At 72.4% G+C, this 11,765-nt stretch carries 9 protein-coding genes; 7 read left to right on the plus strand and 2 right to left on the minus strand.

Annotated elements, in window-relative coordinates:
• Window position 1 precedes the first annotated feature (1 nt).
• Both OG928_RS24535 and OG928_RS24540 read right to left on the minus strand, forming a co-directional pair.
• Window positions 2-1,174: an AAA family ATPase gene (locus OG928_RS24535; RefSeq protein ID WP_406287388.1), complete on the minus strand. Its 1,173-nt coding sequence runs from the start codon at window positions 1,172-1,174 to the stop codon at window positions 2-4.
• A gap of 181 nt (window positions 1,175-1,355) precedes the next feature.
• A complete protein-coding gene (locus OG928_RS24540; protein ID WP_406287390.1) occupies window positions 1,356-1,880 on the minus strand; it encodes a beta-class carbonic anhydrase in 525 nt (174 codons plus the stop codon).
• Between the two features lie 349 nt (window positions 1,881-2,229).
• On the opposite strand from OG928_RS24540, the gene mraZ reads away from it, so the two are divergent.
• The 7 genes from mraZ (at window position 2,230) to mraY (ending at window position 11,748) form a co-directional block, all read left to right on the plus strand.
• The gene (mraZ, locus tag OG928_RS24545; protein WP_406291171.1) at window positions 2,230-2,670 is read left to right on the plus strand and encodes a division/cell wall cluster transcriptional repressor MraZ; all 441 of its coding nucleotides are present in this window, start codon (window positions 2,230-2,232) and stop codon (window positions 2,668-2,670) included.
• Between the two features lie 395 nt (window positions 2,671-3,065).
• Entirely contained in the window at window positions 3,066-4,019 is a 954-nt protein-coding gene (gene rsmH, locus OG928_RS24550) for a 16S rRNA (cytosine(1402)-N(4))-methyltransferase RsmH (protein WP_406287393.1), read from the plus strand.
• A 190-nt stretch (window positions 4,020-4,209) separates the two neighbouring features.
• Window positions 4,210-4,938 carry a hypothetical protein gene (locus tag OG928_RS24555; protein ID WP_406287395.1) on the plus strand — a complete coding sequence of 243 codons (729 nt, stop codon included), beginning with the start codon at window positions 4,210-4,212 and terminating at the stop codon, window positions 4,936-4,938.
• 598 nt (window positions 4,939-5,536) lie between these two features.
• The gene (locus tag OG928_RS24560) at window positions 5,537-7,549 is read left to right on the plus strand and encodes a penicillin-binding transpeptidase domain-containing protein (protein ID WP_406287398.1); all 2,013 of its coding nucleotides are present in this window, start codon (window positions 5,537-5,539) and stop codon (window positions 7,547-7,549) included.
• A 49-nt stretch (window positions 7,550-7,598) separates the two neighbouring features.
• Window positions 7,599-9,272, plus strand: coding sequence for a UDP-N-acetylmuramoyl-L-alanyl-D-glutamate--2,6-diaminopimelate ligase (locus OG928_RS24565; protein WP_406287401.1), 1,674 nt, complete (start codon window positions 7,599-7,601; stop codon window positions 9,270-9,272).
• On the plus strand, window positions 9,269-10,693 hold the full coding sequence (murF, locus tag OG928_RS24570; RefSeq protein WP_406287403.1) for a UDP-N-acetylmuramoyl-tripeptide--D-alanyl-D-alanine ligase: 1,425 nt from the start codon (window positions 9,269-9,271) through the stop codon (window positions 10,691-10,693). The genes OG928_RS24565 and murF overlap by 4 nt, the downstream gene beginning before the upstream one ends.
• Window positions 10,690-11,748: a phospho-N-acetylmuramoyl-pentapeptide-transferase gene (gene mraY / locus OG928_RS24575; RefSeq protein WP_406287405.1), complete on the plus strand. Its 1,059-nt coding sequence runs from the start codon at window positions 10,690-10,692 to the stop codon at window positions 11,746-11,748. The genes murF and mraY overlap by 4 nt, the downstream gene beginning before the upstream one ends.
• Window positions 11,749-11,765 lie beyond the last annotated feature (17 nt).

Here is an 11,765-nt window from a genome sequence, read left to right on the forward strand (position 1 = left end):
GTCAGCGCGCCGCCCCGGAACCCGTGCCGCCGAGGCGGCCGTCGTATGTCACCGGGACGTAGCCCTGGTGCGCGGTCGGCGCCTGGGCCGGGTAGGGCGCGGTGCCGTTGTGGTGCGGGACGGCGCCCGGGTAGGGCACGTGGGCCGGCGGCGCGGGGACCGTCTGCGGCACCGCGGCCCGGTCCGGGGCCGGCGGGGTCCGGTCGCCCGGGGCACCGGGGACCGGGACCTGGCGGACGATGTCGGCGACGATCTGCTCGGGCGTACGGCGGGCCATCTGCGCGTCGGCGGTCGGCAGCAGCCGGTGCGCGAGCACCGCCACCGCCAGCGTCTGGAGGTCGTCCGGGAGGACGTAGTCGCGGTTGTCGAGGGCGGCCGCCGCGCGCGAGGCGCGCACCAGGTGCAGCGTCGCGCGCGGGGACGCGCCGAGCCGCAGTTCGGGGGAGCGGCGGGTCGCGTTGACGAGGTCGACGGCGTAGCGCGCGACGGCGGGCGAGACGTGCACCTTACGCACCGCGTCGGCGAGCCGGACCAGGTCGTCGGCGTCCGCGACGGGGGTGAGGTCGGCGAGCGGCGAGCCGGCGCTGTGGCCGCCGATCATCCGCAGTTCGGCGTCGGCCGCGGGGTAGCCCATCGACACCCGGGCCATGAACCGGTCACGCTGGGCCTCGGGGAGAGGATACGTTCCCTCCATCTCCACCGGGTTCTGCGTGGCGATCACCATGAACGGCGGCTGCAGCTCGTAGGTCGTGCCGTCGACGGTGACCTGACGCTCCGCCATGCACTCCAGGAGCGCGGACTGGGTCTTGGGCGAGGCGCGGTTGATCTCGTCGCCGACGACGATGTTCGCGAAGATCGCGCCCGGCTTGAACTCGAACTCGCGCTTCTCCTGGTCGAAGACGCTGACCCCGGTGATGTCCGACGGCAGCAGGTCCGGAGTGAACTGCACCCGGCGCATCCTGCAGTCGACCGAGCGCGCGAGGGCCTTGGCCAGCATCGTCTTGCCGACACCCGGAACATCCTCGACGAGCAGGTGGCCCTCGGCCAGAAGCACGGTCAAGGCGAGGCGGACGACCTCGGGCTTGCCCTCGATCACGGTCTCCATGGCCCCGCGGATCCGATCGGTGGTGGCCGTCAGATCCCCCAGACCGGCCTGATCGTTGAACGTCGACACCCGTGCCCTCCCTGGAACCGCGTTGTGCTCGCCCTGGGTCAGGGCCACAGGCCGATTCTCCAGGTAGCGTGCGCTGCCGTCACCCCGTTGGGCGACCCCGACGGCGAGCGGTGCGACTCCGGACAGTAGTCGACGCTTGGTAGGGGTCGGTCCACGGCGGCCGAATATCTTCGGCCAGGCCCTATGACTTCCCCGGAGTGCCTTCCGGTTGCACTTCGGAGGCCGGGAAAACCTCGCGCAGCAGCCCGGTGGTGACGTCGTAGACGAATCCACGCACCGTGTTGCCGTGCAGCAGGAAGGGTGACCGACGCACGCGGTTCATCGACTGGCGGACGTCGCCGTCCAGATCCACGAAGGCCTCGACCGCCCACTGCGGGCGCAGACCGGTGTCGGCCTCGAGTTCGCGGCGGAAGTCCTCGGTCACGGTGAGCATGCCGCACTGGGTGTGGTGGATCAGGACGACCTGGGTGGTGCCCAGGTGGCGCTGACTGATCGTGAGCGAACGCACGACGTCGTCGGTGACCACGCCGCCCGCGTTGCGGATGACGTGCGTGTCGCCGAGCTCGAGACCGAGCATGGCGTGTACGTCCAGGCGGGCGTCCATGCACGTGACGACTGCGGTGTGGCGGACCGGCATTGCGGACATTCCGGGGTCGCGATACCCCTCCGCGTAGTGACGGTTGGCGGCAACAAGGCGATCGACCATGGTCAGGACGGTAGCGACCGACGGCCGGCTTCGCCTCGTGGGGGGAGTCACACTGCCGTCGACCCGGAGGACTCGTCACTATTTCGGCTCTATGAGTACTTCTCCCGGAATGGTGAGGTACGTACAGCGAGCCCAATGCCGATGTGGCGGAAACCCGCGCCCGATGTACGGGAGTGGCGTGCGGGGGGCGCGCAATCGGGTGGTTCTGTCGAGCCACCCCTTCTGACCTGCACTTTTGTCGCGGATGGGAACAGAGTGACGCGCCCGAAAAGGGTTGACCGTGGGGTTTGGTGGAGTAGAGTGGCGGGAAATGGAGCTGAGAAGCTCCAGACGGCGGCCGGAGGTGCCCGTGTTCCTGGGCACGTACGAGCCCCGATTGGACGACAAGAGCCGGCTGATTCTGCCGGCCCGGTTCCGGGACGAGCTGGCGGAGGGCCTTGTGATCACAAAGGGGCAGGAACGCTGCCTCTATGTGTGGCCCATCGCGGAATTCGCCCGGATCGCCGAACAACTCGGGCGCGCGCCCGTGACGTCCAAGGCCGCCCGGGACTACATGCGCGTGTTCTACGCGGGTGCCTCCGACGCGGTGCCCGACAAGCAGGGGCGCGTCCTGGTGCCCCAGCCCCTTCGGGACTACGCCGGGCTCGACGGGGACAATCGCGACTGCGTCGTCATCGGTACGAACACGCGCGTCGAGCTGTGGGCGGCGCAGACCTGGCACGACTACCTCGCGGAGCAGGAGCAGTCCTTCGCGGAGTTGTCCGAGGAGGTGCTGCCCGGCCTCCTGTGACCGCGGCGGCGACGCCCCGTGCTTTCGTGTACTCCCGAACGCGATCTCGCCCGTGACGCACATGCGGCGAGGTCTCCACCCGCTCCGAGCTTTCTGGCACTCCTTCCCCGGTGCCAGAGGTCACTTCCCCAGACGAGCGGGCGGGGACCTGGCGGCATGTTCCCCGGGTCGATCGCGACCGAGCCTCGTCTCGGCGGGTCCGCGACGCCTGGCACCGCACCTCACCGCACCGGAGAAACGGCCGAATGGAACCACTATGCGGCTGCTTCTCCGGCGCGCCGAGGCACGGCACCAGACGCCGCGGCCTATCCACCAAGATCCCCCGGGCAGGACCTAGACTGCGGGTTTCCGCACGACGAAGGGCCCGGAGTGAACGCGACGATGGTGGAGGGGCCGTGACGGCGCCCGCCCACATTCCGGTCCTGCTCGAACGGTGTGTCGAATTGCTCGCCCCGGCGCTGCGGGCGCCCGGAGCGGTGGTGGTGGACGCGACGCTCGGGATGGGCGGACACAGCGAAGCCCTCCTGAAGACCTTCCCCGAGGTCCGGCTGATCGGGCTCGACCGCGACCCCGAGGCGCTGGAGCGCTCCGGCGCGCGGCTCGCGGGCTTCGGCGAGCGCGCGACCCTGGTCCACGCGGTGTACGACGAACTGCCCGAGGTACTCGGCCGGCTCGGGATCGACCGGATCGACGGCATCCTGTTCGACCTCGGGGTCTCCTCGCTCCAGCTCGACCGCGCCGACCGCGGCTTCGCGTACGCGCAGGACGCGCCGCTCGACATGCGGATGGACCCGACCGTGGGCATCACCGCCGCGGACGTCCTGAACACCTACACCGCCGGCGAACTCGCGCGCATCCTGCGCGACTTCGGCGAGGAGCGGTTCGCCCGCCGGGTCGCGGACGCGATCGTGCGCGAGCGGGAGAAGGAGCCGTTCACCAACAGCGCGCGCCTGGTCGACATCGTCCGCACCGCGATCCCGGCCGCGACCCGGCGCACCGGCGGCAACCCGTCCAAGCGCACGTTCCAGGCGCTGCGGATCGAGGTCAACGGCGAACTCGCGGTCCTGGAGCGCGCGTTGCCCGCGGCCGTCAAGGCGCTGGCGCTGCACGGGCGGATCGCGGTGATGTCGTACCACTCGCTGGAGGACCGGATGACCAAGCGCGTGCTCGCGGCGGGTGCCGAGAGCAAGGCGCCGCCGGACCTGCCGATCGTGCCCGAGGACCTCCAGCCCCGGCTGAAGCTGCTCACGCGCGGGTCGGAGAAGGCGAGCGAGCGGGAGAACGCGGAGAACCCGCGCGCGGCCTCGGTACGGCTGCGGGCGGCGGAACGGGTGCGGGAAGACCTGTGACCCCGGTGCCTGTCCGGCCGATCCCGGCGGGTCCGCGTCGCCTGGCGCCGCGCCTCGCCGCACCGCGGTCACACCCGCGTGGAACCACCATGCGGCTGCGCCCGCGGCACGCCGAGACACGACACCGGACGACACGGCCCGATCCACCGGGATCGGCCGGACAGGCACCAGGCGGACGGGGGAGCCGGCGGTGAGTGGTGGCGCGTCCAGGACGATGACGCGGATCCGACTGGCGGCACACCAGGCGAAGGGTTCGTCGCGAACACCCTTCGTGGTGCTCGTGGTCGGACTGCTCGGCGGTGGCCTGCTGTCCCTGCTGCTGTTGAACACCGCGCTCAACCAGGGCTCGTTCGAGCTGGGCAAGCTGCAAAAGCGCGAGGACCAGCTCACCGACGACAAGGAAGCGTTGCAGCGCGAGCTGGACGCGAAGGCGGCACCGGGCGAACTCGCGCGGCGCGCGCAGGAGATGGGCATGGTCCCGGGTGGGAGCCTGGTCTTCGTCGACCCGGTGACCGGCCAGGTCCTGGGCGTCCCCAAGCCCGCGACCAGCAAGCCGCCGCTGGTGCCCGAGCCGCGTACGACCCCCACCGCGCCGGTGCCCCCCACCACCCCGGCGACCGTGCCGCCGGCTGCGGGCGGAGGCCCGGGCGCACCGGCCCAGGCCGGGCCCGAGCCGGCGGCAGCGCGCTGCGCCGCCGGCGGCCGAACCGGCTCCGACCGCGTCCGCCGCCCCGGTCGCGTCGAGCGCGGCCCCGCCGAGCACCGCCGCGCCGAGCGCCGCGCCACCGGTCGCGGCCACGCCGGAAGCGACCCGTTGACGAATGCCGGGGTCGTCTCGTTCGTCTCGTTCGTCTCGTTGTACGTGTGCGTCGCCTCGGGCGACACGATGCCGAATCCAGGTGAAGGGACCCCGCGTTGACCGACGGACGCCGTGACCCCCGCGATCCGCGTGACCCCGACGAGCCGCGTTCGGCCGGCCGGCCGCGCCGTGAGCCGGGCGCGGACCCGGCCGCGTCCTCGGAGCGACGGTCCCGACCCCGACCCGGGTCGGCCGGCCCGGACGGAACGCGGTCGGCGGACGGCCGGCGGTCCCGGTCGGACGAGCGGGACGGACCGGCCGCCCCGCGCTCGCGCGCCGGCGGGGCCGAACCCGCGGATCCGGCCCGGAACCCGCGCGCGCCCCGGCCCGGACCCCCGGGCGACCGCGCCGGGCGAGCGACGAGGCCCCCGCCGAGCAGCGCCGCCGCGGCCCGCGCCCCGGCGACCCACAGACCCCCCGAGCCCCACGCCCACGCCCGCGCGAGCGGGAGGAGCCGACCGCCGCCCGCCCCGAGCGTCCCGCCCGCCCCGAGCGTCCCGCCCGCCCCGAGCGTTCCGCGCGCCCGGCCCGGCCCGCGAGCCGGTCCGGCGACGGATCCCGGACCGAGCGCCCGGCTCCGCGCCGCCCACGCCCCGCCGACGCGCCCGCCGAGAATCGCGAGACCCGCCCCTCCCGCGACGCCCGGCCCGCGAGCCGCGTGGGCGACGGACCGCGCCCGCGCCCGGACGCGCACGGCGCCGACGCCTCGGCCGCCGGCCGCGCCGAGCGCACCCGCCGGCCGCACCCCGCGCCCGGCGAGGCCACGAGGCGCGCCGAGCGTGCCGACCACGCCGGCCCCGCCGCCCGCCCGCGCCCGGGAACCGCCCGCCCGGGCCGGACCCGCGACGCGCACCCCGCCGGGCGGCCCAAGCCGTCCCGCCCGCCCCGCCCGACCAGGACCGCGCGGATGGGCGACCCGAGCAAGCGGCTGCGGGTCGTGCTGATCGTGCTCGGCGTGGTGCTGACCCTGTTCGCCGGCCGCCTGCTCCAGCTCCAGGCCCTGGACGCCCCCGCGTACGCCGCGCAGGCCGCCGCCAAGCGGGTCCAGACCATAAACGTCCCCGCCGAGCGCGGCACACTCACCGACGCCTCCGGCGTGAGCCTGGCCAAGTCGGTCGACGCGTACGACGTCACCGCCGACCCCACCCAGGTGCAGAAGTACGACCCGCACGCGACCGCCCTCGCGCTGGCCCCGCTGGTGGGCGGCGACCCCCTCGCCATCGAGGAGAAGCTGCGCACCCCCAAGTCCCGCTACGTGGTCCTGGCCCAGCAGGTCGAGCCCGCGGTGTGGGACCACATCCGCCAGGTCCAGAAGGACCTCGGCAAGCAGCGCCGCGACGACCTGGTCGGGATCTACTCGACCAAGCACAGCAAGCGGGTCTACCCGGCCGGACCGGTCGGCGCGAACCTGGTCGGCTTCGTCAACGCGACCGGCCACGGCGGCGGCGGCCTGGAGATGACGCTGGACGCCCAGCTCGCCGGAAAGGACGGGCGCACCACGCAGGAGATGGTCTACGGCCGCCGGGTGCCCACGTCGGACCTGACCGGCAAGCAGGCCGTGCCCGGCTCGGACGTCCAGCTCACCGTCTCGCGCGACCTCCAGTGGTACGCCGAACAGCTGATCGCCGCGAAGGTCGCCGAGACCCGCTCCGAATCCGGCACCGTCGTGGTGCAGGACGTGCGCACCGGACAGATCCTCGCGATGTCCACCGCCCCGGGCTACGACCCCAACCGCATCGGCGCCGGCGACGTGCCCAACCTCGGCAACCGAGCCGTCGAGGAGGCCTACGAGCCGGGCAGCACCGGCAAGGTCATGACGATGGCCGCGGTCATCCAGGAGGGCCGGGCGACCCCGGGCACACACGTCACCGTGCCCAACCGGCTCGCCCGGGCCGACCAGTTGTTCAAGGACGAGAACGACCACCCCACGCAGCAGCTGACCCTCGCCGGCGTGCTCGCCAAGTCCAGCAACATCGGCACGATCCTGGCCTCCGAGCAGCTCTCGCCGAACCGCGCCGAGGCCAACGCCAAGCTGCACGACTACCTCACCCGCTTCGGGGTGGGACAGCCGTCCGGCCTGAAGTTCCCCGGCGAGACGCCCGGCATCCTGGCCCAGCCACAGAAGTGGAACGGTTCGCAGCAGTACACGATCCCGTTCGGGCAGGGCCTGTCGGTCAACTCGGTCCAGGCCACCTCCGTGTTCCAGACCATCGCCAACGGCGGCGTTCGGATCGAGCCGAGCCTGGTCAAGGGCAGCACCGGCCCGGACGGCGGATTCAAGCCCGCCGCCGCGCCCAGGACGAACGTCGTGGTCAGCCCGGAGACCGCCCGCCAGGTGGCCGACATGCTGGAGACGGTCGTCTCCGACGACGGCGGCACCGGCAAGGCCGGTCGGATCCCCGGCTACCGGGTCGCGGGCAAGACCGGCACCGCCAACCGCGTCGACCCCAAGACCGGCCGCTACAACGGCTACACCACGTCCTTCATCGGCTTCGCGCCCGCCGACAACCCTCAGGTCGTGGTGTCGGTCACGCTCCAGGCGCCCGGCATCGACGGCGGCGGCGGAAGCCTGTGCGCGCCGGTGTTCCAGCAGGTGATGACGTTCGCCCTGCAGAGTCGCAAGATCGCCCCCAGCGGTACCCCGCCGCTCGATCTCCCGATCCAGTGGTGAGGACCCGGGCGGACGAGCCGAAGACCCAAAGCGCGGTAGCCTGCCCGCCGTGCCCAACCGTGATCTGCGCCGCCCAGCCGAGGTGCGCCCCCAACCGCTGACCGCCCTGGCCGGGATCGTTTCCGTCCCCCTCGCGGGGGCCCCGAGCGATCCCGAGGCGACGTTGACGGGGGTCACCCACGACTCCCGGGCGGTGCGCCCGGGGGACCTGTACGCGGGCCTGCCCGGCGAGAACTTCCACGGCGCCGCGTTCGCCGCGCAGGCCGCCGCGGCGGGCGCGGTGGCCCTGCTCACCGACCCGGCCGGCGCCGGGATGGCCGCCGCGAGCGGTCTGCCCATACTGGTGGTCGAGGATCCGCGCGGCCGACTGGGTGAGATCGCCGCGTGGGTGTACGGCGGACCCGGCGCGCACATGACGATGTTCGGGATCACCGGCACCAACGGCAAGACCACCACCGCCTATCTGCTCGACGGCGGGCTGCGCGCGGCCGGCCGCACCACCGGCGTGATCGGCACCGTGGAGACCCGGATCGGCGAGGACGTGGTGCCCAGCGTGCGCACCACCCCGGAGGCCACCGACCTGCAGGCGCTGCTCGCCTCGATGCGCGAGTACGGCGTCACCGCCGCCGTGATGGAGGTCTCCAGCCACGCGCTCGCGCTCGGCCGGGTCGACGGGACCGTGTACGACGTCGCGATGTTCACCAACCTCTCGCAGGACCACCTGGACTTCCACGCGTCCATGGAGGACTACTTCCTGACCAAGGCCGAACTCTTCACCCCGGCCCGCTCGCGCGCCGGCGTGATCGACATCGACGACGCGTACGGCCGCAGGCTGGCGAACCTGGCGAGCGTGCCGGTGTCCACCGTGTCCGCCGCGGGCTCGGCGCACGCCGACTGGCGCGCCGAGGACGTCGAACCCGGCCCGGACGGCAGCCGGTTCCGCGTGGTGGGCCCGAACGGGCAGAAGGCGGACGCGCGGGTGCGCCTGGCCGGCCCCTTCAACGTCGCCAACGCCCTGCTGGCGATCGTGGCCCTGGTGGTCGGCGGCATCCCGCTCGCCGACGCGGTCGAGGGCGTCGGCGCGACACCCGGCGTGCCCGGGCGGATGGAACGCGTCGACGCGGGCCAGCCCTTCCTGGCCGTGGTCGACTTCGCGCACACCCCGGACGCGGTCGAGATCCTGCTCGAGGCGCTGCGCCCGGTCACCGCGGGCGCGTTGACCTGTGTGCTGGGCGCGGGTGGCGACCGGGACCGGGCCAAGCGCCCGCTGATGGCCGCCGCCGCGGCCCGGCTCGCCGACGTCGTCGTGCTCACCAGTGACAACCCGCGCTCGGAGGATCCGCTCGCGATCCTCGACGAGATGCTCGTCGGCACCCGCGAACTCGCCGCCCCGCACGGCACGGTGCTGGTCGAGCCGGACCGGGTCGCGGCGATCGCGCTCGCGGTCGAGCGGGCGGGTGCCGGCGACACGGTCGTGATCGCGGGCAAGGGCCACGAGCAGGGCCAGGAATTCGCAAACGGCGTCAAACACCCCTTCGACGACCGCGTCGAACTGCGCGCGGCGCTCGACAGAACCATGCGAGGCGGCCCCGCGTCCCCGAAGCAGTCCGACGATGCGAGGATCGTGACCCCCGCACCATCAACGCACACCCCGACGTCCGAGACCCCGACCCCAGGCGTCCCGGCGACCGGCACCTTGCGTGCCGAGGAGACGAACCAGTGATTTCCACCACTCTTGCCGAGATCGCGAAAGCTCTCGGAGGGCGGCTCGCGGGCGACGCGGACCCGAACGCGCGGATCACCGGCGAGGTGGTCGTGGACTCCCGCAAGGTCGGCCCCGGCTCGCTGTTCGCGGCCGTGCGCGGCGGCCGGGTCGACGGGCACGACTACGCGCACACCGCGATCGCGGCCGGCGCGGTCGCCGTCCTCGCGGAGCGCGAGACCGGTACCCCGGCCGTCGTCGTCGAGGACGTGGTCAAGGCGTTGGGCCCACTCGCCCGCCTGGTCACCGACCGGCTGACCGACACCACGGTGATCGCGCTGACCGGCTCGTCCGGAAAGACCAGCACGAAGGACCTGATCGGCCAGGTTCTCGCGCGGGTCGGGCCCACGATCGCCCCGAGCGGCAACCTCAACAACGAGATCGGCCTGCCGCTGACCGCGCTCGGCGCCGACGAGAAGACCCGGCACCTGGTCCTGGAGATGGGCGCGCGGCACATCGGCGACATCACCTACCTGTGCGGGGTGACCCCGCCGCGCATCGGCCTGGTGCTGAACGTGGGCTCCGCGCACGTGGGCGAGTTCGGCAGCCGCGAGGGCATCGCGCTCGCCAAGGGCGAACTCGTCGAGGCGCTGCCCGCCGACGGCGTGGCCGTGCTCAACCACGACGACCCGCTCGTGCGCGCGATGGCGGCGCGTACCAAGGCGCGCGTGGTCACCTTCGGTGAGAGCGCCAACGCGGACGTACGGGCCGAGAACGTGACACTCGACGAGCGGGGCCGGGCCTCCTTCACGCTGTGCGTGCCGGAGGGCAGTGCGCCCGTGATCTTGCGCCTGTACGGTGAGCACCACGTGGCGAACGCACTCGCGTGTGCCGCCGTGGCACGCGAAGTGGGCATGACCGTCGAGGACCTCGCGGCAGCCCTCAACGCGGCCGGTACGCTCTCCCGCTGGCGCATGGAAGTGACCCACCGGGACGACGGGGTGACCGTCGTGAACGACGCGTACAACGCCAACCCCGAATCGATGCGAGCCGCGCTCAAGGCCCTCGCCGCGATGGCGGGTGGGAATCGTACGTTCGCCGTGCTGGGTGAGATGCGGGAACTGGGCGAGGCGTCGCTTGTCGAGCACGACGCGATCGGGCGGCTCGCGGTACGCCTCAACATCCACCGGCTGGTGGCCGTGGGCGGCAGGGAGGCCGCCTGGATCGACATGGGCGCGAAGAACGAGGGTTCGTGGGGTGAGGAGTCGGTGCTGGTGCCCGACGTAGAGGCGGCCGTCGAACTACTCCGGGGCGAATTGGCCCCGGGCGACGTCGTACTGGTGAAGGCTTCACGCGGAGCGGCCCTGGAACGGGTCGCGGACGCGCTCTTGGCGGACGACGCCAATGACGAGGACGCGAACAACCGGGAGGTGCACGGGTGAGGGCCATCCTCATCGCCGGCGGCATCGCCCTGGTGCTGTCGCTGATCGGTACCCCGCTCGCGATCCGGATCCTGGTCAAGCGTGGCTACGGCCAGCTGATCCGGGACGACGGTCCGGCCGGACACCACAGCAAGCGCGGTACGCCCACCATGGGCGGCGCGGTGATCATTCTGGCGGCGCTCGCGGGCTACGGCGGCGCCAAGGCGATCACCCTGGAGGCACCGAGCGCGTCCGCGCTGCTCGTGCTGTACCTGATGGCGGGCCTGGGCCTGGTCGGCTTCGTCGACGACTTCATCAAGATCGTCAAGCAGCGCAGCCTGGGCCTGCGGGCCAAGGCCAAGCTGGCGGGACAGTCCTTCGTGGGCATCTCGTTCGCGCTGCTGGCGATCCAGTTCAAGGACGCGCGCGGGTTCACCCCCGCGTCCACACACCTGTCGTTCGTGCAGGACACCGCGCTCGACCTGACGCCGGTGTTCTTCGTGATCTGGGCGTACATCCTGATCGCGGGGCACTCCAACGGCGTGAACCTCACCGACGGCCTGGACGGTCTGGCGACCGGTGCCTCGGTGATCGTCTTCGGCGCGTACACCTTCATCGGCGTCTGGCAGTACGGCCAGTCGTGCCTGAACGCCCCCGGCGTCGGCTGCTACGACGTGCGCGATCCGCTCGACCTCGCGATCGTCTCGGCCGCGATGATGGGCTCGTGTTTCGGCTTCCTGTGGTGGAACACGTCGCCGGCGAAGATCTTCATGGGCGACACCGGTTCGCTCGCGCTCGGCGGCGCGCTCGCCGGGCTCGCGATCCTGACCCGCACCGAGCTGCTGTCCGCGCTCATCGGCGGCCTGTTCCTGATCATCTCGCTCTCGGTGATCATCCAGGTCGGCTACTTCAAGATGACCGGCAAACGTGTGTTCAAGATGGCGCCACTCCAGCACCATTTCGAACTGAAGGGGTGGACCGAGGTACTGATCGTGGTTCGGTTCTGGATCATCGCCGGTCTGTGCGCCATTCTCGGGATCGGCATCTTCTACGCGGGCTGGGTTACGGGACAGTAAGAGACGTGAGTACGAAA

Origin of the sequence: Embleya sp. NBC_00896 (genome assembly GCF_045207785.1) — a bacterium.
In the GTDB taxonomy this organism is placed as follows: Bacteria; Actinomycetota; Actinomycetes; order Streptomycetales; family Streptomycetaceae; genus Embleya.

Coding starts and splice junctions, on each gene's coding strand:
- OG928_RS24540 (WP_406287390.1), bottom strand. CDS start 1,880: ATGGTCGATCGCCTTGTTGCCGCCAACCGTCACTACGCGGAGGGGTAT.